Raw genomic sequence first — 26,674 nt, forward strand, 5'->3', positions numbered from 1 at the left:
ATTGAAAAGTGGTGTGGATGATGATCGATATAAAGCTAATGGTGAAAGAAGCGTCTGAAGTGATTCATATCCTAGAAAAGCAAGGCTATGAAGCTTATTTTGTAGGAGGATATGTCCGAGATAAATTATTAAATAGAAATATTAAAGATATAGATATTACTACATCAGCTTATCCATCCAATGTGATGGATATTTTTACTCATACGGTTCCTACAGGTTTACAGCACGGCACTGTAACTGTTGTTAAAGAGAACTATCACTTTGAAGTAACTACTTTTCGTACAGAATCTCAATATGAAGACTTCCGTCGTCCTAAAGAAGTACAGTTTGTTGGAAATTTGGTAGATGATTTAGAACGGCGGGATTTCACGATGAATGCGATGGCTTTAGATGTAAAGGGAACATTGATTGATCCCTTTGGCGGAAAAAAGGACTTGAATTCAAACATTTTAAAATGCGTGGGAGATCCTAAACTTCGTTTTTCTGAGGATGCCTTAAGAATGATGAGGGCGATCCGTTTTGCTGCTGAATACGATTTGCAAATTGAAAAAGGGACTTGGGATGCACTTGTTTTACATAGACAAGCTATCAAACATGTGGCTATGGAAAGAGTAACTGCTGAGTTGGATAAAATGATAGATGGGGCTGATCCTAATAGAGGAATCCAACTTCTAATTGACAGCGAATTGATGGAATATACTAAAGAGCATTTGCAAATACATAAAAGAAATTGGTCAGCATTATCTAATCATCGTGGTTTAAACATTTTTCAATATATAGAAGATGCAAATATTCGTTGGACTTTATTGTTTATGATGTTAAAAATAGAGACAGATCAAATGAAAGCTCTATTAAAAAAACTCAAATTCCCAAATAAAAAAAACCTAAGCATTCATACGATTTTTCAGGCAAGGGATTGGTTGAATGAACGCACCTATTTAGAAATAAACTGGAAGCAAGCGGTGATTCTATACGGTGAAGATACGGTTAAAAATATATATACTTTTTTGGAGTCTATAGCTGATGACTATTCTTTGTTAGAGTTGTTGTCATTCAAAATGAGTAAAGCTGATTTTGAGCAAATATTGCAAAAAGGGTTAGGTTGGCTTGAGGATATACAGATAAAAAAAATAAACGAGCTTGCTATTAAGGGGAATGATATTTCAAGTTTGAAAACTGAACCAGGTCCTTGGATACGAGCGGTTTTAGATCAACTGCTTACTGAGGTTGCTCTAAATCAACTTGCAAATAAACATGAGGAATTATTAAATAGAGCTATACAAATTGTAAGAGGAATGAATGAGAATGAATGAACAAATTATCCAAATTTTTTTGGATCACCCAAATCAATATGTGTCCGGAGAAAAATTAAGTGAAGCGTTAAACTGCAGTCGAACTGCAATTTGGAAACATATTCAGGGGCTAAAGAAGAAAGGGTATGTCTTTGAATCAACGCCACGTTTAGGTTATAGGATGCTGCAAATTCCACCAGAGCCTTTGAATGTAAAGCAGTTAATTTCAATGTTGGATACAGCTTGTTTGGGAATAAAAATCAAATATGTACAAGAGGTAGGTTCAACCCAAACATTAGCAGCTGAGTTAGTTAAAAAGGGTGCAGAGGAAGGCACAGTTGTTATTGCAGAACAACAAACAGAAGGTAGAGGTCGACTAGGTAGAAAATGGTTTTCACCAGCTGGAACAGGCATTTGGATGAGTTTAATTTTAAAACCTCAAATTCCACTTCAGTTTATTCATCAATTAACATTGTTAATTTCTGTTGCGGTTTGTAGAGTGCTTAAGAGAATGCTGAATATAGATGTTGGAATAAAATGGCCTAATGATTTGTATGTGGGTGGAAAAAAAGTTTGCGGAATTTTATTGGAGTCCAGCGCAGAGGATGAACGTTTAAAACATGTCATAGCTGGAATAGGTATTAGCGTCAATCTTAAACAGGAAGATATACCAGAAGAATTAAAAGATAAAATGACATCTCTTTATGTAGAAACTGGAGAACAAATCAATAGAGAAGAGCTGTTTGTTTTATTATTTAAGGAATTGGAAGAGCTTTATCATATATATTTAAGTGAAGGTTTTGCCCCAATTCGTATTTTATGGGAAGCATTAGCCATTTGTTTAGATTGTCCAATTCAGGTGCATACACACCAAGGAACAATTCAGGGGAGAGCGTATGGAATGGACGAGATGGGTGCGTTAATGATAACAGATGAAGAAGGAAATGAACATAAAATATATTCTGGCGATGTAAGTTTAAATTTGGTATAATAGGGATACAATGAGGCGATATCTGATCAAGAATTGCACTCCCCGGTTATTAACAACATCATAATTATTTGCAGTGTTGGATTCTGCTCTGAGCCATAGTTGGACCGAGACAGAAGGATCATCGCATAAACTATAGGATGTTATACTTTACGATTGAATTTTAATTTTAAAGTATTTTTACTATGATATATGCATATGAACCCTTTTAGTCTTTGACTAAAAGGGTTTTAACTTTTTTAAGTATGATAAATCAACCATTATTTACGGGGTCCCATTAAAGAATAGGTTTTAACATCAACGAGTTTGCTTCACTTTTTTGGGGTGAATTCATTCACTCATTGTACAAATATATTAAATGAGGTGTATGTTATGGAATATCGAAAAATATTGAGTACAACAGCTATGAAGAAAATGAAAACTGAAAAAGAACCGATTGCAATGGTAACAGCTTATGATTATCCTTCAGCAAAGCTTGCAGAAGAAGCGGAAGCGGATATCATTTTTGTTGGAGATTCATTAGGCATGGTTGTATTAGGATATGATTCTACTATTCCTGTCACAATGGAGGATATGCTTCACCATACGAAAGCAGTAGCTCGTGCAGCCAAAAATAGTTTTGTTTTAACGGATATGCCTTTTTTAAGTTACCATGGCAGCATTGATCATACTTTAAAAAATGCAGCCAGATTAATGCAAGAAGGAGCAGCTAAGGCTGTAAAAATGGAAGGAGGAGTTGAAATTGCTTCCTCCATGTTCTCGTGTGTAAAAGCAGGGATTCCAGTGATGGGTCATATTGGATTAACACCACAAGCCGTAAATCAATTGGGTGGTTATAAAGTACAAGGAAGACAACCGGAACAAGCTAAAAAACTAATTGAGGATGCTAAAGCATTAGAGCAGGCTGGAGCGTTTGCAATAGTATTGGAAATGGTTCCTGAGGAATTAGCCTCTTATATCACAGAAACGATTTCAATTCCAACCATAGGAATTGGGGCAGGGAGAGGTTGTGATGGTCAGGTTTTAGTCTTTCACGATTTATTGCAATATGCTTCACCAATGCAACCTAAATTTGTAAAAGCCTATGCAGATATTGGCACTGAAATAAAAAATGGGATTCAGCAATTTGTTCAGGAAACTAAGAACCATACATTCCCAAGCGAAAATCATGTTTTTCATATGGATTCTGATGTGATAAAGGATATCCTAGACGTATAATCTACACAGTGGAAAGCAGGTGTTTATGATAATGGAAATGATGCGTTCAATTTCACAATTAAAACAATATATACATCGTAAAAAAGAACAGAAACTGACAATAGGTTTTGTACCAACAATGGGATATTTACACGAAGGTCATATGAGCCTGATGGAAAAAGCAACATCACAATGTGATATCGTTGTTTTAAGTATTTACGTAAATCCTTTGCAGTTTGGTCCAAATGAAGATTTTGATGAATATCCAAGGGATATGGAACGAGATATGCAAATTGCTCGCAATATGAATGTTGATGTAGTCTTTTCACCAACAACAGAAGAAATCTACCCCAATAAAATATATACAACCGTGTCTGTTTCGAACTTGACTTCACGTTTGTGTGGAGCCTCAAGACCTGGTCATTTTGATGGAGTATCTACAGTGGTTATGAAATTATTGAACATTGTAGAGCCTCATAAAGCATATTTTGGTCAAAAAGATGCACAGCAGGTCGCAGTGATTAAACAGATGGTTACGGATTTAAATATGAATGTTGAAATCGTGCCATGTCCAATCATTAGAGAAAAAGATGGTTTAGCATTAAGCTCTAGGAATGTTTATTTAGATAAGGCCGAAAGAGAACAAGCGATCAAGTTATTCGAATCTCTTGAACAATCAGAACGTTGGATTGAAGAACAAAATGTCACTTCTTTTGAATTAGAGCAGCTTTTATATGAACATATTTCTTCTGCTCATTTAGCAAACATTGACTATATAGAAGTATTGTCTTTTCCAGATATGCAACCAATAGAAAATAATATTCCTATATCTCAGCTTTTATCCAATCACCAAGTCATTATTGCGTTAGCTGTTAAGTTTGGGACAACAAGATTAATTGATAATCGCATTTATACAGGTAGTTTAAACACAGAAAAAAGGGAACCTGAATTAGGAGGAATGATTTATGTTTAGAACCATGATGAAATCCAAATTGCACCGTGCAACGGTAACAGAGGCAAATTTAAATTATGTTGGCAGCATCACAATTGCAGAAGATTTATTGGAAGCTGTGGATTTACTTCCCAATGAAAAGGTACAAGTTGTCAATAATAATAATGGTGCTAGGCTTGAAACTTATGTCATTAAAGGAGAGCGTGGTTCAGGTGTGATTTGCTTGAATGGGGCAGCAGCCAGGTTGGTTCAACCTGGTGATACTGTTATCGTGATTGCGTATTCAATGATGACTGATGAAGAGGCTAGAACTTTCCAACCTAAAGTTGCAATTATGGGGAAGGATAATATAATCGAAGAGCTTATGGCTGAGGAAATTCATGCCACTATAGTGTAGAGCATAGTGTTTAGAATTATTTGCTCCACTTGCATAAATCGCAAAAGTCCCAAAATATTCTAAATTATTAAGTCCACGAACTGGAAGAATGAAAATTGAGCTCTTAACAAAAAATGAGGTAAACGGTCTCTATACAGATCACTGAAGGTAGGGATGTACCCATGTTCAGGGAATTGTTTGATTCAATGAATCAAGTTTTGGATGAAATTATGCTCGAATATCCAACAGCTGTGAATGAGAAAAAAAGGGAATTAATGGAGCAAGTAAAAGCATTAAAAGAGATGAGCAATACCTTTATTGAGGAATGGTTATTGTTTGAGGAAAAAATGGATCAGTTTAATGAGGTGCATTTAGAGCTGCCTAAACCAGACTTAACTTCTGCACCTAAAAGTCAAAAGTCGTTTGTACAAGAAATCAACAATCTTCATTTTCAAAAAGGGCTTGGTTATTTTAAGCTTTTAATGTATAAGCAGGCAGTTGAGCAATTTAATCATACAGTAAAAGAACATCCAGAATTTTTATTAACTCGTGTTTTTTTAGCCTTGGCTTATTTAGAGTTGGGAGAAAACAATGAAGCTTATAATCATTTTCAATTTGTAATTTCAGTTTCGGAAAATGATAAAATCAATGCGATTTCTTACAATGCAATGGGATGCATTCAAATGTTTCGTAAAAATGTGGAAAAAGCAGAGAAATATTTTGACATGGCTAAAAAAATTGATCCTGCATTAAGTTTTTACTCCCTTTCTTAGACATTATTTGATATCCTGTAAAGGAGTGCTTGGTTTTAGAAGGGAAGGAAAAGTGAAAGATGAAATTTGCAGTCTTAGATTTTGAAACAACAGGAAATCAAACTCATGATCGTATTATTCAAGTTGGACTTGTTATTATAGAAAATAAAACCATTACTGACCATTTTACTTCGTTTGTAAATCCTGATACAAAGATACCTTCATTTATAACGGAATTAACTGGGATTTCAAACGATATGGTGGAGAATGCTCCTATAATTGATGAAGTGATATCACAATTTCAACCACTTTTGGAAAATAGTATTTTGGTTGCTCATCATGCTGCATTTGATTATGGTTTATTGCAAAAAGCTTTGGAAGAGACAGGATATACTCCTTTTAACGGAAAAGTATTGGATACCATAGATTTACTGCGCTTATTGTACCCAGATATGGCAAGCTTACAGTTGTCTATGGTTTCTGATACGATGGGAATTGACCACGACAGACCACATCAAGCGGATAGTGATGCACTTGCAACAGCACATATTTTATTGCAATGCATAGATCGCTTTTCTAACCTGCCTTTATTAACTGTGCAAAGAATTGCGCAGATTTTTGAACCAATAACAGATGATTTGGCCTGGTTTATTCATGAATTGAAAGAACAATTAGAATTAGAAACAAGTTTAGATATAAATTCTCATAAGTACTTTAGGCAATTTGCCTTAAATGTGAATGATTGGGCTGATGAATCTGATTCAAATCTGAACCAGTCTGAACCTGTTTATATAAATCCATCCTTTGAACAATTCTTAGATGAAATGAAACATGCATTAAATGAACAGTTTGAATCCTATAAGGAACGCCCTGCTCAAGAGCAGATGATTCATGAAATACATGAGTCATTTGAAAAAGATCAACATCTAATGATTGAAGCAAGCACTGGAACAGGGAAATCTTTAGGTTATTTAATTCCCTCTTTATATTACGGATTAATGAATCACGAAACCATTGTGGTTAGCACACATACGATTAATCTACAAACTCAACTCATGGAAAGAGATATTCCATTATTAAATAATATCTTCCCTGCTCATTTTCGAGCAGCAGTATTAAAAGGTCGAAGTCATTACCTTTGTCTAAGAAAATTTGAAAATAAAGTAAATATAAAAGATATTGCTGATACTCGTGATGATCGCATTACTGCAGGACAAATGATTGTATGGTTAAGTGAAACAAGTCATGGAGATGAAGATGAAATATCTTTTGGAAATAAGGGAAGAGAATTTTGGACTGATGTTGCTAGTGATGCTGATTCTTGTTTGAATCGGGCTTGTCCATGGTTTAAAAAATGTTTTTACCACCGTGCTAGATATCAAGCAAATCAAGCGGATGTCGTCATTACGAATCATTCTATGATCATGACTGATGTGATTGCAGAAAATCGTTTATTGCCTTCTTATGATCATCTTGTTATAGATGAGGCTCATCATTTTGAGTCTGTGGCTAGTCATCATTTAGGAAGGAATTTAACTTATTTTTCTCTTATCAGAGTATTAACTAGACTCTATAAAGATAGTCATAACGGTTTGCTGCCTCAACTTCGTTTTCAATTGGAGCAAATGGATGAAATAGATGGTTCGTTATTTGTTGGTAAAATAGGAACAACAAATGAAAGATTAGTACAGGTTAAAGAAGAATGGGACATTTTATCCGCTTTATTCTATGATGTTATGATGAATAAGAGAAATATTTCATCGATGGATGGCGGTCAATTGGTTCTTCGATTAAAAACCAAGGAACTGCCTGATATCTGGGGTTCCATTGAAACAACTGAACAAAATCTATATTTAGAGTTGAATGAAATTTTAAAAACGTGTAATGAAATATTAACAATTTTAAAAGAGTTTCAGGATGAATACGATTTACAAAGTTTATCTACTGACCTGTCAGGTGTAATGAAGGATTTATTCCAATTTAGGGATAACTTGCGTTTATTCGTGCAATTGAATGATGAAAATGAAGTTTATTGGATAGAAGCTAATGCTCATTTTAAACAAAAATCAATTCATCTTAAACGAGTTCCAATCGATGTGAGTGAAATGTTGAAGCAGAGCTTTTTTGAAGTGAAAAATAGTATTATAATGACATCAGCGACAATGTCTGTAAATGAATCTTTTCAACACTTATTAGAACAAATAGGATTAGAAGAGGATTTAAACGATGGGAGATTGCGGACGGTTCAGCTTCCTACAGCCTTTAATTATCGTGAGCAATCACTTATATGTATACCAAGGGATTTCCCTGCTATAAGAGGTGCTGAAGGTGATGAACATTTTATACAAAGTGTAACTGATTCTTTGATAGATGTTGCTATACAAACACAAGGTAGAATGCTTATTCTGTTCACATCTTACAGGATGCTTAAGCTCGTATATGAAAAGATAAAAGAAGTGTTAAAACCACAAGGTTTTCAGGTCTTAGGACAGGGCGTGGATTCAGGCAATCGCAGTAAACTAACACGTATGTTCCAAAATAACGATAAAAGCATTTTGCTTGGTGCAAGCAGTTTTTGGGAAGGTGTAGATATTCCTGGGCATGCCTTAAGTTGTTTAGCTATTATAAGGTTGCCTTTTCAACCACCGAATGATCCAATAGTTGAAGCAAAGTGTGATTATATAAAAGAAAAAAAGCAAAATCCATTTATGAAGTATTCAGTTCCTCAAGCTGTCATAAAGTTTAAACAGGGGTTTGGAAGATTAATTCGTACAGAAGAAGATAAAGGTGTCGTGATCATTTATGATACAAGAGTAATCCATACACGATATGGTAAACATTTTCTTTATTCACTTCCAAAACCAAAGATAGAGCATATGAAATCAGAGCAGATGGTTACAAGAATTGGAGAATGGTTCGTGGATTGATGATGTAGGAAAAGAGGTTTATATGTAATGAAGAAAATTTCTGAAGCTGTAGTTAGAAGACTGCCTATTTATTTAAGATTTTTAAATGAATTGCATGTGAGAAATATTCAGACCATTTCATCTAGAGATTTTGGAGAAAGATTAGGGATGAACCCTGCCCAAATAAGAAAGGATCTTAATTATTTTGGGGAATTTGGTAAAAAAGGAATTGGATATGATGTTCCTTATCTTATTGAGAAAATACAACAGATATTAAAGTTAGATCAAACGATACATGTTGCCTTGGTAGGAGCTGGGAATCTAGGTCATGCATTATGTAACTATAATATTTATTTAAAAAGCAATATGAAAATTACGGCTGTTTTTGATGATTTTCCTGAGAAAGTAGGAAGTCAAATTAATAATTTAATTGTTCAGCCGATGAGTGAACTTACCAAAACGGTTCAATCTCAAGCCATTAGAATAGGTATTATTACTGTTCCTGCTAGTGAGGCTCAGAATGTTGCAGATGCTTTTGTAAAAGCTGGGGTAGAGGCAATATTGAATTTCGCTCCAAGTATTATCAAGGTGCCGCAAGAAATTAAAGTGCATCATGCTGATTTTACAACAGAACTTCATAGCTTGGCTTATTATCTAGATTAAAAGGAATTCATTTTGAGGTGAAGGCGAATGTCTGAAAGAGCGAGCAATACATTGCTGCAAATAATAGGTAAGGTTTTATTAAGTTTATTTTTTGCTTTATTCATTACTTTTATATTGATTATTATTTCGGTATTTATTTATTTATTAATATCTAGAGATGATGCAGCTCTTCAGGAGGTATACGGAAATTCAATTACTCTTAGTGATCCATTATTTTTAGTATTATACGCACCACAAGCTATTGGTTTTATATTAGCAGCTTATTTAATGGTTTTCATTTTTGAAAGAAATAAGAATTGGAATTTAGGCTTGAAGCAAAATGATGGGTTGAAGTTATTGTTAAAAGGTTTCATCATTGGAATCATATTAATGTCCATGACATTCCTAATCATTTGGATTTTGGGAGGCATTAAGGTTGAGTCAATAAACACAGATCCTGGATTGTGGATACAGTTAAGTCTAGCCTTGATCATATTTATTTTAACAGCAGTGAATGAAGAGATATTTTGTAGAGGTTATCTGCAAGGATTGTTTAGATTTCATTACGGAATATGGCCGGCTGTTATAAGTTCAAGTTTGCTTTTTTCTGGTTTACATGCTTTTAATGCAGCTGTCTTAGATTCTCCTATTCCTTTACTCAATATATTTTTAGCAGGTGTATTGTTAGCAATAAGCAGAGAAGTGAGTGGTGGGTTATGGTTGCCAATTGGCATTCATTTAACGTGGAATTATTTTCAGGGAAATATTTATGGATTTGAAGTTTCAGGGACGGAAATGAATTCATGGATTCAAATCAGCTCACAAGGGTCTACTTTATTAAATGGTGGATTGTTTGGGGCTGAAGGGAGTATAGTTGCGACCTTTATTCTTCTTGCTGGCATAATCTCAATGATTAGATATCAAAAAAAGCTGAGTTGACATTCTCGCCCCGTAAAGGTTTATAATCGATGTAAATAATAATAATCTATAAAATGGATTGAATTGAAAGAGGGAACAAGATGAAATTACTTATTAAGAATGGAACCTTTGTTACGATGAATGGCAATGAAACGATTAGAGATGGATATATGGTTGTTGAAAATGATTTGATCCAATATATTGGAAAAAATAAACCGATAGTAGAATCAGAATACGATGAAATCATTGATGGCAAAAATCGTATCTATATGCCTGGATTAGTAAATACACATAATCATGCTGCAATGTCATTGCTGCGTGGTTACGCGGATGATTTGGCTCTTCAAGTATGGTTAGAAGATAATATGTGGCCGATGGAGGCTAAATTTACGAATGAAGATGTGAAATGGGGCACTCATTTATCCATTTTAGAAATGATTAAAGGTGGAACAACTAGTTTTGTAGATATGTATGATCATATGGATGAAGTGGCTCAAGCTGTAGAAGTTTCAGGTATGAGAGCTTGTTTAACTAGAGGGATGATTGGTTTTGGTGGTGAGGAAGTACAGGATGCTAAGTTAAAGGAAGCTAGAGCATTTGCAAATGATTGGCACGAGAAAGCAGATGGAAGAATTACTGCGATGATGAGTCCACATGCTCCATATACTTGTCCACCTGAATTCATAGAAAAAATAGTACAAGCAGCTCAAGAACTTCAGTTGCCAATACATACACACATGTCTGAAACGCAACACGAAGTGATGGAAAATGAAAAACAGTATGGACTGAGACCTGTAGCACATTTACAAAAACTTGGAGTATTTGATCAACCTTGTTTAGTCGCGCATGCTGTTCATTTAACAGACGAGGAAATTAGCATTTTAAAAGAGCATTCAGTTCATGTATCTCATAATCCTGGAAGTAATTTGAAATTAGCAAGTGGTATTGCAAGATTGCCTGAGCTGAAAAAGGCAGGAGTTCTTGTTTCATTAGGAACGGACAGTGCTGCAAGCAATAATAATTTAGATATGTTTGAGGAAGTTAGATTAGCTGCATTAATTCATAAAGGCAATACGTATGATCCTACAGCAATACCAGCAATTGAAGCTTTGCGTTTAGGTACCATAGACGGTGCAAAATCGATTTGGCTAAACGATGTTGGTATGTTGAAAGAGGGGATGAAAGCTGATTTTATTTCTTTGAACAGTAACCAAGCTCATTTCTTACCAAAGTCTGATGTTATTTCGCACATTGTATACTCAGCAGGTGCAAGTGATGTTCAAGATGTATGGGTGAATGGGAAACAGCTTGTGAAAAACAAAGAGCTTCTTACAATGGATGAAGAAAAAATTAAATTTGAATTCAATGCTCGTTTTGAAAGGTTGACGAATTAAATCATGACACGTGATTATGAACGGACATTAAAAAACAAACGAATCATTAAATATAGTTTGCTCATTTTCCTGCTTCTTATCATCATATTTATAGTATTGAGGTGGTATTATTTAACTATACAAAATCCCCTTCGTATAGAGGTTAAGGAGGCAGTTGCAAGAGCTTATGACGAAACAAGTTTAAAGGAAGTTACGGATACAGAAACATTTATCGGGGATGAGTCTTACACTATTATTTACGGTAAAGATAAAGAGGATCAGGAGATCATCATATGGATTGGTGAGACTGAAGTGCATACGGAGCTAGCTTCAGAAGGAGTTTCAAAAGAAGCGGTTGAGAGGCTTATATTAAACACCAAAACAGATATTGAGCTCCTGCGTATCACGCCAGCAAAATGGACAGATGAATGGGTTTGGGAAGTTTTTTATAAAAGGGATGAGGAAAAAGGAACGAGACATTATTATGATTTTTACCGTTTTGCAGATGGTGAATGGTTAGAAACGTATACAATGAGCATAATGAGATGAACAACGATACGTCCGATTTAAATCGGGCGTTTTTTCATGCCCAAAAAAGTAACGTGAAGTTTTCAAAATTTAATCGAGTCTCTGATCATAAAAGTACACTACACTTTTGTAAGTCATTTTCTTTTCCACACATTACATACGAAATGAATACATACTTCGTGATATACTATATGTACACACTAATTGATATATTATAAAAGGAGGCGTTAAGATGAAATTTCGTCCAATACCGATGTTAGTAAGTTTAATTGTTTCTATTTCAGTTTTATTTGGTGGATGGTTTGCTTACAATAGTTACGCCTTAACAAATCCAATGACAAAGATCATTTCAAATATAGAAGGTGTAGAAAACGTAAATACTACATTTGAAACAAATGAAGTTATAATTGAGATCACAATGGATCCTAATGTTAGTCTAAGAGAAGTAATTCAGCAAATTGAAACAGAAGGTGATTCTGTTATAAATGATCGTGAAATTACTTACAATATTATAGATGATTCTAACAGTACAATCGAAAAGTGGTGGTCCTCTGCTTTATTTGATGTTGCTCAAGCGATGGAGTCAGGACAATATGGCGACATACCTTTAAAACTTGAACAACATAAAGAAAATATAGAAGGACTTGAAGTGAAAACTGAAATGGATGAAAATAATGTTTATGTTCAATTAACTTATGAAGATAGTTATAAAATCATTATTTTACCGAGAACTCCTGCTGAATTGGAGGTTTGGTAATATGAAAAAGTATGGAAAAGAAATAGCGTTGGGTTTTATTCCCGTTCTCATTTTCTTTTTAGTTTATATTGGAGTTAATGTCATTCCACTGCTTGTATTTTTAGCTATAGGTATAGCTTTATTGTATTTTACAAAAGTGAAAGGCACTGTAAACATTCAAGGTGATCGAAAACGCTCAAGAGCTAAGATCGCTCATTTAACATTTGATGACATTGGTGGGCAGGATAGCGCTAAAAAAGAGTTAAAAGAAGCGCTTGATTTTTTAATCCACAAAGATGAAATTGCGAAATTAGGCATTCGTCCATTGAAGGGGATATTGTTGACTGGACCTCCAGGTACAGGTAAAACATTGCTGGCTAAAGCATCGGCACAATACACCAACTCCATCTTCGTTTCAGCTTCAGGAAGTGAATTTGTAGAAAAATATGTGGGTGTTGGAGCGAGTAGAATTCGTGACATGTTTAAAGAGGCAAAATTAAAAGCGATAAAAGAAAAGAAAGAAAGTATAGTTGTTTTTATTGATGAAATTGATGTGATTGGTGGCAAGCGTGACGGAGGACAGCATAGAGAATATGATCAAACATTAAATCAATTGCTGACGGAAATGGACGGTATTCATACCGCGGACTCACCTAGAATTTTAATGATGGCAGCTACAAATCGTAAGGAAATGCTGGACAGTGCATTACTTCGTCCAGGACGTTTTGACCGTCAAATTCAAGTTGATCTGCCTGATAAAAAGGGTAGATTTCATATTTTAAACATTCATGCGAAAAATAAGCCCATCAGTATTGAGGTAGACTTAAATAAAGTGGCTGCTGAATCATACGGATTTTCAGGAGCACAATTAGAAAGTGTAATGAATGAGGCAGCAATTTATGCGATGAGAGAAAAGGAAGACAATATACATCATAAACACCTGTCATTAGCGATCGATAAAGTCATGATGGGAGAAAAAACAGATAGAGAATCCACTCAAGAAGAAAGGAAAAGAGTTGCACTTCACGAATTAGGTCATGCGATTGCAGCCGAGTTAGTTCGACCTGGTTCTGTTTCACAGGTATCCTTAAGTCCAAGGGGACAAGCATTAGGTTTTGTAAGACATAACCCTCAAAAGGATCAATATTTATATACAAAAAATTATATTGAAGAGCAAATTCAAATTGCATTAGGTGGTTCTGTTGCTGAACAAATGTATTATGGAGGGAGAAGTACTGGATCCCGAAATGATTTTGAGAAAGCATTGCAATTAACAGAAAACATGATTTATTCAGGACTTACGGATTTAGGAATAGTGAATCAAGACATGGTCACTAAAGAGGATTTGTTAAAAACAAGTACAATTATTTTAGATAACCTGACACACAAAACTCGCGAGCAGTTAGAAAGTTACCGTTATGTTTTTGATCAGTCCTTGCAGATTCTGATGGACGAAGAAGTTTTAAGTGGTGATAAGTTTCGAGAGTTGATGCAGAGTAACTAGAGCAAAAGACTTAGGTGAAGTATTAAAAACAAAATAGGACCATCCTCATGATCATTATTGCTCATAAGGGTGGTTTTTTATTGAATCCTCGAATTTTTTGCAACATTGTTCCTATTTACGAACTGTAAACAATTCAATACAATATATGTATATAAATGTTAAAGATATATCTTTGCTGTATTTATTCTACACTAGGTTATTATTAAGATGATTGAGGTGATAAGTTTGGACACACCACAAGAGTTAATAGACGAACTAATTGATGCATCAGTTAAATACGGTGAGGCAATCGAAATAGGAGATTCTAATCAAACGATTATACAAAGAGCAACCATTTATAAAATTAGAGAATCCGTAAATGGTTCAGAGTACATAGAAGAACTTAAAAAGCTTTTAGATCATTCCAATGATTATGTCAGATACAAAACGGCTTTTAGTCTTTTGCCATTTGAACCAGATAAAGCAAGGGAGACGATCACTGAGTTGTTCAACAAAAGTGAATTTTGGAATATTGGACGAAAGTAGGGTTAAAAAACCATTTTATAGGTACCATTACCTATAAAATGGTTTTTTTGATATATGAATTGAGATTAAACAGCGATGATGGAATTCGACCAGAACTCTTTGTAATTAATTGACAAATATTCTATTGTTTATTACGATAATACTATTAATTATTATTAATATATTACATTTTCATGAAAAAATTGGAGGAGTAAATGGTGCAAAAGAAATTAGTAGTTTCATTATTGTCATCTGCATTAATAGCAGGTAGTTTAATTTCACCTGTAAGTGCAGAGAAGACCCAAGTAGTAGAAAGTAATACATCTGTAGAAACTAGTACGGTTAGTGAGGGTCAAGATATATCCAGAGAAGAGCTTGTAAGTAAGGTGAGGGAATTATTTCCAAACAAGTTTGATTTCGTAAGTGATGAAGATTTTGAGTTTATGTATAATGATTTTTATAATGAAGAGAGCTTCGATGTATCTTTCTACAAAAGATTAGGTGACGACAAACGAGTTTATGGAGACTTTCAATTTAATAGCTCTAAAGAATTAATTGGTTTTTATTACAATGATGATGACCTAGCGTATGAAAATGATATTTTCCCACCAAAAGTAGAATTCGATCAAGCAAAAGAAATAGCTCAAAAATTTATAGATTCTATAGGGTTGACTAATATTGAAGTTGAAGAAAATCCTTATCAAAATATAAGTGTTTCTCCTTTAACAGAGCCTATAGAATACAACTTTATTATTACAACGAAAGAAAATGGTATTACTGTAAAAAGTCAGCAGGGGGATATCACTGTTTCAGGAAATGGTGAAATCACTAGGTATTTCAATAGAAATTCTACCAATGATACATTTGAAGATGCTAGCAACATCTTAACCTTAGAATCAATAAAACAACAAATTTTAGAAGACTTTAATCTAGAGTTGGTATATTTAATAGATTGGAATTATCGGAACGATGAAACAATAGCAAAACTAGCTTATGTATTAAATCCTTCATTTGAACAGGTGAATGCTCAGGATGGTTCTTATTTAATAAATAGAGAGTTTGTAAGTGAATTGAATTCGAATCAAAAATATAAAAAAATAGGCGAGTCTCCAGTTGAAAACAAACCTTTGACAAAAGATGAAGCTGAAGAAATGGCTTTAGAATTATTAGAACCTGTAAATGATGAAGTAAAGCTTACTATTCGAGGTACAAATGAAAATGAAACAAGATACGGTTTTACCACTTACGATGTGAGTTATATGTATGAACTTAGGAATTCTGGTTCAGGTTCAAGTGTGGACTTTAATAAAGAAACAGGTGATTTGATAAGGTATTATAGAGATGAATATAATATCTTGTTTTCAGAAGGTGAAGACAGCGAACCTATATCAGAGGAAGATGCTTTAGAAATTGCATTGGATTATGTAAAACAATATGCTCCAGTTATTGCAAATGAGTTAGTATATTATGAAGATGGCAGTAGTTTAAATCAATCCTATTATAGTTATAGATATGGAGAGGATTTGGAGTATATGTTTCATTTTCCTCAGTATAAAGATGGAATTAGAATTCAAGGAAACGGTGCAAGTGTTTCTGTAAGTAAAACGGATGGAACATTAACACGAATGTCTATAGATAGTCATGTACCAGATCAATGGCCAAACCTTGAGGATGCCGTTTCATTGGAAAAAGCAATGTCTGATTTTCAAGATAATTTGACTTTAGAATTAGTTTATGATTTGAGTCTTGATTATAAAGAAGGAGATGTTAAACATCACATTCCATATTATGATGTAAGTTTTTCTTCAGAAGTATTATACAGCTTCTATGATGGGATTAAGGGAGAATGGGTCACAAGAAGTTATGTGGCAGATCAACCAGAAATGAGTGTTGAAGTAAGCCATCCATGGGCGGAAAAAGAGTTGAACTATTTAATTAAGAAAGGGATCATTTCCCCAAATGAAAATGGAGAAGTTTCTCCAGATGAAGCTGTAACTGTTGCTGAAGGATTAGATGTTCTTATAAAATCACTCAACCGTTATTATGATATAGAAGATTCAGAAGGAGCTGCTCCAACGTTCTCAAATATTGATTCAGATCATGAATATTTTTATATTATTGAACGAGCAGTACAGCAAGGTATTATTAATAGTGAACCTGATACATTTGCTGTAGATGAAGCATTAACTAGAGAACAATTAACATATTGGTATGTTAAAGCTTTGGGATTGCAAAAAATGGCAGAGCAGCAAAATTTATATCTTATAGATTTTGCTGATTCAGAACAAATTGCAGATGAATACCAATCTTATGTAGCGATAGCTAATTCTTTAGGGTTAATTACAGCCAATGAGAATGGACAATTTCGACCGCAGGAATCAGTTACATTAGCTGAAATTTCTGTATCCGTGATTAGACTGGCGAATATGATGAATGAGTTTAAGTAAAGGTTAGTTGGAGTTTGGAAAGAGAAAATATAAAAGAAATTAGATTTGAAATTTAATCCAGTATGACTGCAAGTTAGATTTAATTACTAACTTGTAGTCTTTTTTTGATCATCGTAAAAATGATATGTATTTAATCCTATCTTTATAGAAAATTACAATTGTATAATATATGAAAAGAGGTGATTCAAGTGAAGGAATACACAGCAATAAGTATATTTAAAAATGTAAGTGATGACAGTATGTTTATGTTTCCAATGGGAAAAAATAAAATTGGAGCAGGAACCGCTATAAATAAACCTATTATAATGAATGATGACTATACCTCTAAAGACATTGGAGTTTCACTTAAAAAATGTATAGATGTGATAATTAATAAAAAGTATACAGAAGAGGACAAGGGTTTACCTGTACCTGAATTAGTAACAGGAATTAAAAGTAATTGGAAATTTACCAGGTTGTATATACTTACTAGGGTTACCTTATATCCTTCAGAGGGTTTTGAAATAACATCTACAAAACGTGAGAAAAATGCTTATAGTTGGTACGAAGATACACCTCAATTAAAACTAAATATTGATGCTACAAAGGGAGAACTTGGGGAAGGAGTTTTAAAGATGTTTGAGTTATGTGAGTAATAAAATTTTATATGATTGAGGTTTAGAGGCTGGGACAAAACCCAGCAAAAATGAATAAACCGCATGAAATCAAATTTATAAACCTTGATTTCATGCGGTTTTAATTATGCTTATTGTACAAAAACCAGCTAGATTTCAACTTATGTCCCAGCCTCTTTTTTTTACTATCTGCTACTGATAGTTCTGTATTATGTTATCCAAAAAAGGGAAAGCTAAATTAGCTTAACAGTGACGCTTAAATATTCGTGTTCAGGAGTGTGAAATATGAAGAAAATGAAAGTGATTTTATACATGTTAGTTTTTCTATTAGTACTGGTTCTCACGAGCTGTGCAACAAATAACAATAAAATATTAACCATTGATGACGTGACAACGGCAATCACGGATGAAGGGATCGAGATGAAAGAAATAGAGAGAAATCCTAGGAATATTTTTCAGTTAGACTTAAACGGGGTTGCTCCTAATGTTTATACGATTCAAGATAATGAATTAACCATTTATGTTTTTGAAAATGAAACAGAACGGCAAAAAGGTATGGATGAATTTAAGGAAAGATTAGGTTCGGCAACTATTGATACTGATAAATTTACATATGAAATTAATAATGTTGTTTTATTTTATGTGTATACAGCTGACACAATAGATGAAAAGATGGAAAGTGTAATAAATAAGCTATCAAGTTAGAAAAAGTATCTCATGAAGTAAACCTGCTCAATCATTAGGAGTGGGTTTTTTTGTAGAGTTATGGAGGGGGAAGTGAATAATATTTTATTGCTTTCTATCGAACAAAAGTTTATAATTCAAACAAATATAATTATTTTAAAGAGGGTGGTGAAACCATGAACGTTAAAGAACAGCGAATCCTTCAACTTATTCAAGAGAATCCCTTCATTACTCAAAATGAGCTCGCAGATAAATTAGAATTATCACGACCTGCTGTAGCAAATTATATATCATCTCTTACCAAAAAAGGGAAAATTGTTGGAAGAGCATACGTTTTACCTAAGGATAAACATATTACTTGTATTGGTGGTGCTAATGTAGACCGAAAATCCCAGGTAATGGGTTCACCTCAATATGGAACGTCTAATCCAGTGACTTCTTTTAAATCAACGGGTGGTGTAGCACGAAATATTGCAGAAAATCTAGGAAGATTAGAAAGCTCAGTTTCTTTATTAACACTCCTTGGAGATGACTCTGAAGGAGATTGGTTATTGGAAAAAAGCAAGCCATATATGGATATGAGTTTATCTTATAAAATGCCAAACAATAATACAGGAGCTTATACAGCAGTGATCGATAATGAAGGGGAAATGGTCATTGCTCTATCAGAAATGTCGATTATGGATCAAATGGAAGTGTCCCATGTGCAAAAAAAATGGGGACGAGTTGCCGGCTCTGATTTCATATTAATGGATACAAATTTACCATCCGATGTCATTGAATACATCATAAAACAGAGTAATATCAATGCTATCCCAGTCTGTATCGCTTCTGTTTCATCCCCAAAGATCCATAAAATCCCTGAAAACTGTTTAGGGGTGACCTGGCTGATTTTAAATCGTGATGAAGCGGAAACATTAACTGGAATAACCCTGTCTGATGAAAAGTCTTTTAAAAAGGCTGCGAAAATGATGATAGCAAAAGGGATAGAATATATAGTGATAACACTCGGAGATAAAGGTGTGTTTTACTTTACTAAACAAGGAGAAACAGAGTTTATCCATCCTCCTTCAACTATAGTACAAGATGTAACAGGTGCAGGGGATTCGCTGATTGCAGGGTTAGTTTATGCAACGATTCACGGTGAAAATATACAATCGGCTTGCAAATATGGAATGTCATGTTCGGCAATTACATTACAAACAAATGAAACAGTACATTCTGAATTAAATAAAAATGTGTTGCATGAAGTATATAAAACTTATTTTGAAGGGAACGAACAACATGAAACTTGAATCATTTATTGAATATTCACAAGAAGTTTTGGAAGCAAAAAAAAATAACAGACCTGTAGTTGCGTTAGAGTCTACGATCATTTCGCACGGTATGCCTTATCCGCAAAATGTAGAAACGGCTAAAACGGTTGAACAGATCATACGTGAAAATGGTGCTATCCCAGCTACTATTGCAATTATAAATGGGAAAATTAAAATAGGATTAACAGAAAATGAAGTTGAATTTTTAGCAAAAAGTGATGAGATTGAAAAAGCAAGTCGAAGAGATTTACCATACTTACTAATGAAAAAGAAAAATGGTGCTACAACCGTAGCTGCAACAATGATTTGTGCTAATCTAGCGAACATTGAAGTCTTTGTAACTGGAGGTATCGGGGGGGTGCATCGTGAAGCTGAAACTACGATGGATATTTCAGCTGATCTACAGGAGCTTGCAAGAACGAATGTAGCTGTTGTGTGTGCTGGTGCAAAATCAATTTTAGATATAGGTCTGACATTGGAGTATTTAGAAACACATGGTGTCCCTGTGCTAGGATATGAAACAAAAACTTTACCTGCCTTTTATTCACGTACAAGCCCTTTCGAAGTAGATTATCAAGTTGATTCTACAGAAGAAATGGCTCAGATCATTGATACAAAATGGGGATTAGGGTTAGATGGCGGAGTTGTTATAGCCAATCCAGTTCCTAAAGAAGACGAGTTAGCACCTGAACTTATGGATCAAATCATCGAAACAGCTTTAATAGAGGCCAAAAAGAATGGTATTACTGGAAAAGAAACCACTCCTTTTTTACTTGATAAAGTAAAAGAATTAACAAAGGGACAGAGCTTGATTACAAATATAGCTCTTGTAAAAAACAATGCAAAAGTGGGAGCAGGCATTGCAGTTAGACTTCATAAGCTTAAAGTGAAATTATAATTTAGATGCGTTATAATCTAATTAACAAATCATGACGGTGAACAACATTGTTGTACATCGTTTTTTTATAACTTAAGAATTTATAAGATTACAAATTCTAAGTTTCAACAAAAATTACCACTAAAGAAGTATTTGACGACTTCTCCGAGAGACTCCGATAGGAGTTTTTGTTATGATTTAGATCCATTTGTTATTCAGATAAGATTCAAAATCTTTGTTTTACCTTTTTGAGTGTTTATGAACATTTTGTGTATTTGATGAAAAAGAATGAAAAATAATGTTACATTTGTTATGATCTTTTAGGGAAAAATAATCTAATAAATTTATAAATAAAAAAGGTGATATTTTGTTTAAAAAAGTAGGAGTTATTGGAGCAGGAACTATGGGGCAAGGTATAGCAGAGATGCTGTCCAAAAAAGGACTTGAAGTATACCTTGTTGAAAAAACAGAGGAAAAGCTGGAACAATCTTGGAATAGTATTGAAATCAGCTTAGATAAACAGTTAGAAAAATGGGCAATAACAGAAGCAGAGAAAAAATTAACCTTATCGAAGATAGAAAAAATCACAAATGTGCATAAGTTGTCTGAATGCGAAATGATCATTGAAACGATTACGGAGGATTTAGATGAAAAGAAGGAAGTATTTGAGATGTTGGATGAAATCTGCTCACCCGATGTGATTTTAGCTAGCAACACCTCCACATTAAGTTTAACTGAGCTTGCAAGTAAAACAAAACATCCGCAAAGAGTCATTGGCCTACACTTTTTACATCCAGTGGCTGAGATTGATTTAGTTGAAATTATAAGAGGTTTAAGAACTTCAGAAGAGACGTTTCTTAAAACATTGAATTTTGTGCAGGAAACGATCCAGAAAAAAGGAATTATGGTATATGAATCTCCAGGGTTTGTTACTTCTCGTTTAATTTGTTTATTAATTAACGAAGCATTACACACTTTGGAAGAAGGTGTGGCATCTGCAGAGGATATTGATACCGCAATGAGATTAGGATATGACTTCCGCTATGGTCCGCTAGAAATGTGTGATCGTTTTGGATTAGATGCAGTATTGGCAGCATTGGAGAGATTGTTCCGTGAGTTTGGAGATTTAAAATACCGTCCTTCTTATTTATTGAAAAAAATGGTGAGGGCTGGTAATCTTGGTGTGAAAACAGGTGAAGGATTTTTTAGATATGATGTGGATGGTGATCGAATATGAAAATATTAGTTATCAATGCAGGTAGTTCTTCCTTAAAATATCAACTATATAATATGGAAAATGAATCTGTGTTAGCAAAAGGAAGAGTAGAGAGGATTGGTTTTGAATCATCTATTTTAGCTCACGAACCTGAAGGTAAAGAAGAAGTAACGGAAGTAAGTGAAATTCTTGATCATACAACAGCTATTAAAAAAGTCGTGCAGATGTTAATTCACAAAGAACATGGCATTCTTTCTTCCATAGATGAAATTGAAGCGGTAGGACATCGAGTAGTGCACGGTGGAGAGAGTTTTTCTAATTCCGTTATTGTAACAGAAGAAGTGAAACAAGAAATCAAGAAATTATTTGATCTTGCACCTTTGCATAACCCAGCTCATATTATGGGAATTCAGGCTGTTGAGTCGACTATGCCCGATGTTCCTCAAGCCGTAGTTTTTGATACAGCTTTCCATCAAACGATGCCTGCATCCTCATATCTATATGCAATCCCTAAAGCGTTATATAATAAATATAAAATTAGACGTTATGGTTTTCACGGAACATCACATGATTATGTGAGCGATAGAGCAGCAGCCTTTTTAGATAAAAAACCAGAGGATCTTAAAATTGTCACTTGTCATATCGGAAATGGTGTTAGCTGCACTGCTGTAAAACATGGTGAGTCCTTTGATACAAGCATGGGTATGACTCCGTTAGAAGGATTAATGATGGGGACTAGAAGTGGTGATCTTGACCCTGCTGTTGTACCCTATATCATGGGGAAGGTGGATTTAAGAATTTCAGAAGTGAATTCCATGTTGAACAAACATAGTGGTTTAATGGCAATATCAGGCGACAGCAGTGATATGAGAGAAATCGAAGAAGGCATGGATGCTGGAGATACGAATGCAAAACTAGCTTTTGATATGTACGAATATCGACTTCGCAAATATATTGGTTCCTATGCTGCTGCTATGGATGGAATGGATGTTTTAGTATTTACTGCTGGTGTAGGAGAAAATTCTTCTACGTTAAGAAAAAGAATTTGTGACCAATTGACCTTTTTTGGAATTGAATTGGATGATAAAATAAATGAGACTAGATCTAAGAATGAACGCAGAATTTCCTCATCGAATTCTAAGGTTGAGGTATTGGTCATTCCAACAAATGAAGAACTAGTTATCGCAAGAGATACTTATAAACTAATTAATAATTAACATTACATTCTTGCACTTTGCTTAGTATACAGCCCATCCTTTTTGGATGGCTGTTATACTTATAAAAGCAGTTGGCCTTAAAAAAAATAGAAGTAAAAGGGTGAAAATGATGAGCAATAAATGTTTGATCCGTGAAGTAGGGAACCACATAGGTCAAGAAGTTACAATTGGATGTTGGGTACATAATAAAAGATCAAGTGGTAAAATTCAATTTTTACAACTAAGAGATGGTACTGGTTTTATTCAAGGTGTGATGGTAAAAGCAGAAGTTGAGGAAGAAATTTGGCTGACTTCCAAAGAGCTGACACAAGAAAGTTCTTTGTATGTTACGGGTATTGTAAGAGAAGAGGAAAGAAGTCGTTCTGGGTTTGAGTTGACTTTGACAGGTGTTAAGGTTATTCATTTAACAAAGGATTATCCGATTACACCTAAGGAGCATGGTGTAGACTTTTTGATGGACAATCGTCATTTATGGATGCGTGCACCAAGACAAAGAGCGGTCTTAGTTATTCGTAATGAAATTATTAAAGCTGTACAGCAATTTTTTGATGAAAAAGGATTTACAAAGGTGGATGCTCCGATATTAACACCATCTTCTTGTGAAGGAACAACAGAGCTGTTCCATACTAAGTATTTTGAAGAAGATGCGTTTCTTTCTCAAAGTGGACAATTGTATATGGAAGCAGCAGCCATGGCATTAGGTCGCGTATATTCATTTGGACCAACTTTCAGAGCAGAGAAATCCAAAACACGCAGACATCTAATTGAATTTTGGATGATTGAACCTGAGATGGCTTTTGTAGAACATGAGGAAAGTTTGGAAATACAAGAACAATTTATTTCTCATATAGTGCAGTCTGTGCTAAAAAATTGCCAAAAAGAACTTAAGTTTTTGAAGAGAGATATGAGTAAACTTGAACATATAACAGGGGATTTTCCTCGTATAACATACGATGATGCGATTCAATTTTTACAAGATAACGATTTTGATATCAAATGGGGAGAAGATTTTGGAGCTCCTCACGAAACAGCGATTGCTGAACATTATGATAAACCAGTATTTATCACACATTATCCGACTGAATTAAAATCTTTCTACATGAAACCTGATCCAGAACGACCAGAGGTTGTATTATGTGCGGATCTAATTGCGCCTGAAGGATACGGAGAAATTATTGGTGGAAGTCAAAGAATTGATGATGTAGAATTAATGGAGCAGCGATTTACTGAGCATAACTTATCAGATGAAGCGTACAAATGGTATATGGAATTAAGAACGTATGGATCTGTTCCTCATTCTGGTTTTGGTTTAGGCTTAGAGAGAACAGTCGCTTGGATTTGTGGATTAGAGCATGTTCGTGAAACGATTCCATTCCCTCGTTTGTTATATCGTATGTATCCTTAAAATGTTTTCAAAAAGCCAAATAGCTTATTCTTATACATGAAGAAAGCACTTGGATTAATTCCGAGTGCTATTCGTTTCTTTGTAACTTAATGAAGGATCGACGACATCTCCGAAAATCCCGATAGGGGATTTAGTTTCAATGACTAATATGATAAGGAGGAACTTTCTATATGATACATGATAATTCACAGCTAACAAAAGGAATCCAGCTAGGTCTTGAAGCTGGAACAGTAGATGTTCCTTATTTATTATTAAAATATTATAAACATTTAAACCTTTCTGAAGCAGAAGTAATGATGATGATCCATATTATTTCTTTTAAAGAAAAGGAGAAAAAAGAATTCCCTACTTTAGAGGAGATTCAATTTAGAATGAGCGTGCCTCCTGATCAAGTTATTCATTTTATGCAAAAAATGATGAAGGATGGGTTCATTCTTATAGATGAAAAGATAGACCCGATAACAGGTGTACAATCCGAGTGTTATAATTTGCAGCCCCTTATGGAAAAGTTAATTGGCAGTTACGTTGATGATATGTTATTGTCTGAATCATCCTCGGAGTTAGACCCAATTGAAAGTAGCACTGAAATGAATCTCTTTTCTATATTTGAACAAGAATTTGCCAGACCTCTATCCCCTATGGAGCTTGAAACCATATCCGGCTGGATTGATCATGATCAATATAAAGAAGAACTTATTTTGGCTGCATTAAAAGAGGCAGTATTTGCAGGTAAAGTTCACTTTCGTTATATAGATCGTATTTTGTTGGATTGGAGTCGAAATCGTGTTTTTACAGCGGATCAAGCAAAGGAGTATTCACAAAGGTTTAGAGGTGCAAGATAGTTGCAAAGACTCATAATATAAAGCTATTGATCGTGTTTAAATACTACGATGAATAGCTTTTTTTGCAGTCGTCTAATACCTCCTACTAGAGTTGTAGTTAATCATACTGCTTTATTTTGATGTCAAGTTTTTAAACGATCTATATAATTATATTTATAAATACACATTAGGGGAGATGAAATAAATGATACAAAATATTTATGAAACACATTTAGAGGTGAAGGATTTAGATAAAAGCATAGTTTTTTTTGAAAAAATTGGATTGAAGTTAGCTCATAAAATTTCAAGCAGAAAAGTAGCCTTCTTTTTTTATAGGAGATAAAGAGCAGATGTTGGGCATATGGGAAGTTCCAGAAGATCGGGAAGTGAGTAAAAGACACTTTGCTTTTGGAGTTGAGTTAGATGATCTAAAAAACTCTATAAAATGGTTAAAGGGTAAAGGAATAGAAGTGAAAAAAGCTTTTCGTGAAAAAGAACCTATTGAACCATTCGATAAAATTTTGTATTTAAGTGAATGGGATGAACTAACAAATGATTCAGCATAAATGGAATTTAAATGCACTCTTGCCTAGTTGTTGCATATAATACCATTGTTAAAACGTATCAAAGAGGAAGTGTCTTGATGATGAGAAACAATGGGACAAATCGTGCAATTTATTATCGTAAATATAAAAGGCAGCAACCGATGCTTAAATATGTATCTCCAGCAACTATTCAGGGGTATATTGGTAAAAATATTAGAACCTACATTCCGGGATATGGGAATGTATGTGCATATGTACGAAGTTTCAATCCATATAACAGAAAGTTTGGATTGGATATACAAACTACTTGTGGAAATTGGCAGCAGATTCAAGTTGATTATTCTGATATGGTTGGTAAGGGCGATGGAGCTGGTTTTCCTAATCTTATTGGTTTCCAAGGAGTAGAAGAAGGCGTAAACAGTTTAATAGGTCCATATTTACCTGCAACAGGAGGTGCTGCCACATATCCGCCAAGAGTAAATCCTTATGAAATTTTAAGCTGTATGAACAATTGGATCAGAATTTCGCTTAAAGATGGGACTAACATAACAGCGTATTTGAGCTCCTTTAATATGAAACAAGTTGGAGGTTTTGTTTCACATCATACTTATCAAACTATAACTTGTAAAGGAAAGGTTATAACAAATATAGAGGAAGCGAAGTCTTGTATTAATCAATGGGTGGATATAACACTCCCAAATGGGATTTCTTTATCTTTCTATTTAACAAGTTATGATGAAAATTATGTAGGAGGGCAATTAAAAACATCAGAATTGCTTCCTTTATTCAATAAGGTAGAGAATATTGTTTGTTTGGGAAGTTGATTCAGGAGATGGTGAGTCACATCCTCTAACAAGGACTCAA

General features: G+C 34.2%; 26 protein-coding genes. All 26 read left to right on the top strand.

Features of this window, described 5'->3' with window-relative positions; genetic code table 11:
• The first annotated feature begins 20 nt into the window (after positions 1-20).
• The 26 genes from Q5Y73_RS06940 to Q5Y73_RS07065 all read left to right on the top strand — a co-directional run bounded on the left by Q5Y73_RS06940 (position 21) and on the right by Q5Y73_RS07065 (position 26,634).
• Entirely contained in the window at positions 21-1,313 is a 1,293-nt protein-coding gene (locus Q5Y73_RS06940) for a CCA tRNA nucleotidyltransferase (protein WP_305991133.1), read from the top strand.
• Positions 1,306-2,283 carry a biotin--[acetyl-CoA-carboxylase] ligase gene (locus tag Q5Y73_RS06945; RefSeq protein ID WP_305991134.1) on the top strand — a complete coding sequence of 326 codons (978 nt, stop codon included), beginning with the start codon at positions 1,306-1,308 and terminating at the stop codon, positions 2,281-2,283. The genes Q5Y73_RS06940 and Q5Y73_RS06945 overlap by 8 nt, the downstream gene beginning before the upstream one ends.
• Positions 2,284-2,652: 369 nt before the next feature.
• Positions 2,653-3,498, top strand: a complete 846-nt coding sequence (gene panB / locus Q5Y73_RS06950; RefSeq protein WP_305991135.1) for a 3-methyl-2-oxobutanoate hydroxymethyltransferase — start codon at positions 2,653-2,655, stop codon at positions 3,496-3,498.
• A gap of 31 nt (positions 3,499-3,529) precedes the next feature.
• The gene (panC, locus tag Q5Y73_RS06955; RefSeq protein ID WP_305991136.1) at positions 3,530-4,450 is read left to right on the top strand and encodes a pantoate--beta-alanine ligase; all 921 of its coding nucleotides are present in this window, start codon (positions 3,530-3,532) and stop codon (positions 4,448-4,450) included.
• Positions 4,443-4,826: an aspartate 1-decarboxylase gene (panD, locus tag Q5Y73_RS06960; protein ID WP_305991137.1), complete on the top strand. Its 384-nt coding sequence runs from the start codon at positions 4,443-4,445 to the stop codon at positions 4,824-4,826. Before panC ends, panD begins: the two co-directional genes overlap by 8 nt.
• 185 nt (positions 4,827-5,011) lie before the next feature.
• Positions 5,012-5,578 carry a tetratricopeptide repeat protein gene (locus Q5Y73_RS06965; RefSeq protein WP_305991138.1) on the top strand — a complete coding sequence of 189 codons (567 nt, stop codon included), beginning with the start codon at positions 5,012-5,014 and terminating at the stop codon, positions 5,576-5,578.
• Between the two features lie 59 nt (positions 5,579-5,637).
• Positions 5,638-8,484, top strand: coding sequence for an ATP-dependent DNA helicase DinG (gene dinG, locus Q5Y73_RS06970; protein ID WP_305991139.1), 2,847 nt, complete (start codon positions 5,638-5,640; stop codon positions 8,482-8,484).
• A gap of 27 nt (positions 8,485-8,511) precedes the next feature.
• Positions 8,512-9,126 (top strand): redox-sensing transcriptional repressor Rex, encoded by a 615-nt coding sequence (locus tag Q5Y73_RS06975; protein WP_305991140.1) that lies wholly within the window; start codon positions 8,512-8,514, stop codon positions 9,124-9,126.
• A 27-nt stretch (positions 9,127-9,153) separates the two neighbouring features.
• Positions 9,154-10,044 carry a CPBP family intramembrane glutamic endopeptidase gene (locus tag Q5Y73_RS06980; RefSeq protein WP_305991141.1) on the top strand — a complete coding sequence of 297 codons (891 nt, stop codon included), beginning with the start codon at positions 9,154-9,156 and terminating at the stop codon, positions 10,042-10,044.
• 80 nt (positions 10,045-10,124) lie between these two features.
• Positions 10,125-11,417, top strand: a complete 1,293-nt coding sequence (locus Q5Y73_RS06985; RefSeq protein WP_305991142.1) for an amidohydrolase — start codon at positions 10,125-10,127, stop codon at positions 11,415-11,417.
• A 3-nt stretch (positions 11,418-11,420) separates the two neighbouring features.
• Complete coding sequence (locus Q5Y73_RS06990; RefSeq protein ID WP_305991143.1) at positions 11,421-11,945, top strand: cell wall elongation regulator TseB-like domain-containing protein; 525 nt, start codon at positions 11,421-11,423, stop codon at positions 11,943-11,945.
• A 211-nt stretch (positions 11,946-12,156) separates the two neighbouring features.
• Entirely contained in the window at positions 12,157-12,681 is a 525-nt protein-coding gene (locus Q5Y73_RS06995; RefSeq protein WP_305991144.1) for a hypothetical protein, read from the top strand.
• Position 12,682: 1 nt separating this feature from the next.
• Positions 12,683-14,164 carry an AAA family ATPase gene (locus Q5Y73_RS07000; protein WP_305991145.1) on the top strand — a complete coding sequence of 494 codons (1,482 nt, stop codon included), beginning with the start codon at positions 12,683-12,685 and terminating at the stop codon, positions 14,162-14,164.
• Positions 14,165-14,389: 225 nt separating this feature from the next.
• The gene (locus Q5Y73_RS07005; RefSeq protein WP_305991146.1) at positions 14,390-14,689 is read left to right on the top strand and encodes a hypothetical protein; all 300 of its coding nucleotides are present in this window, start codon (positions 14,390-14,392) and stop codon (positions 14,687-14,689) included.
• A gap of 197 nt (positions 14,690-14,886) precedes the next feature.
• Positions 14,887-17,115 (top strand): S-layer homology domain-containing protein, encoded by a 2,229-nt coding sequence (locus Q5Y73_RS07010; protein WP_305991147.1) that lies wholly within the window; start codon positions 14,887-14,889, stop codon positions 17,113-17,115.
• Positions 17,116-17,303: 188 nt separating this feature from the next.
• Positions 17,304-17,750, top strand: a complete 447-nt coding sequence (locus Q5Y73_RS07015) for a hypothetical protein (protein ID WP_305991148.1) — start codon at positions 17,304-17,306, stop codon at positions 17,748-17,750.
• A gap of 264 nt (positions 17,751-18,014) precedes the next feature.
• Positions 18,015-18,434 (top strand): hypothetical protein, encoded by a 420-nt coding sequence (locus Q5Y73_RS07020; protein WP_305991149.1) that lies wholly within the window; start codon positions 18,015-18,017, stop codon positions 18,432-18,434.
• Between the two features lie 155 nt (positions 18,435-18,589).
• Positions 18,590-19,708, top strand: a complete 1,119-nt coding sequence (locus Q5Y73_RS07025; RefSeq protein ID WP_305991150.1) for a carbohydrate kinase — start codon at positions 18,590-18,592, stop codon at positions 19,706-19,708.
• Positions 19,698-20,627, top strand: coding sequence for a pseudouridine-5'-phosphate glycosidase (locus Q5Y73_RS07030; RefSeq protein WP_305991151.1), 930 nt, complete (start codon positions 19,698-19,700; stop codon positions 20,625-20,627). Before Q5Y73_RS07025 ends, Q5Y73_RS07030 begins: the two co-directional genes overlap by 11 nt.
• A gap of 343 nt (positions 20,628-20,970) precedes the next feature.
• Complete coding sequence (locus Q5Y73_RS07035) at positions 20,971-21,843, top strand: 3-hydroxyacyl-CoA dehydrogenase family protein (RefSeq protein ID WP_305991627.1); 873 nt, start codon at positions 20,971-20,973, stop codon at positions 21,841-21,843.
• The gene (locus tag Q5Y73_RS07040) at positions 21,840-23,039 is read left to right on the top strand and encodes an acetate/propionate family kinase (protein WP_305991152.1); all 1,200 of its coding nucleotides are present in this window, start codon (positions 21,840-21,842) and stop codon (positions 23,037-23,039) included. The genes Q5Y73_RS07035 and Q5Y73_RS07040 overlap by 4 nt, the downstream gene beginning before the upstream one ends.
• 109 nt (positions 23,040-23,148) lie before the next feature.
• Positions 23,149-24,444 carry an asparagine--tRNA ligase gene (asnS, locus tag Q5Y73_RS07045; protein WP_305991153.1) on the top strand — a complete coding sequence of 432 codons (1,296 nt, stop codon included), beginning with the start codon at positions 23,149-23,151 and terminating at the stop codon, positions 24,442-24,444.
• 170 nt (positions 24,445-24,614) lie between these two features.
• Positions 24,615-25,286, top strand: coding sequence for a DnaD domain-containing protein (locus Q5Y73_RS07050; RefSeq protein ID WP_305991154.1), 672 nt, complete (start codon positions 24,615-24,617; stop codon positions 25,284-25,286).
• A 184-nt stretch (positions 25,287-25,470) separates the two neighbouring features.
• Positions 25,471-25,608, top strand: coding sequence for a VOC family protein (locus Q5Y73_RS07055; RefSeq protein WP_305991155.1), 138 nt, complete (start codon positions 25,471-25,473; stop codon positions 25,606-25,608).
• A 7-nt stretch (positions 25,609-25,615) separates the two neighbouring features.
• Complete coding sequence (locus Q5Y73_RS07060; RefSeq protein ID WP_305991156.1) at positions 25,616-25,831, top strand: hypothetical protein; 216 nt, start codon at positions 25,616-25,618, stop codon at positions 25,829-25,831.
• A 77-nt stretch (positions 25,832-25,908) separates the two neighbouring features.
• Complete coding sequence (locus Q5Y73_RS07065) at positions 25,909-26,634, top strand: hypothetical protein (RefSeq protein ID WP_305991157.1); 726 nt, start codon at positions 25,909-25,911, stop codon at positions 26,632-26,634.
• Positions 26,635-26,674: the final 40 nt, after the last annotated feature.

Origin of the sequence: Chengkuizengella axinellae, assembly GCF_030730905.1 — a bacterium.
GTDB lineage: Bacteria > Bacillota > Bacilli > Paenibacillales > KCTC-33759 > Chengkuizengella > Chengkuizengella axinellae.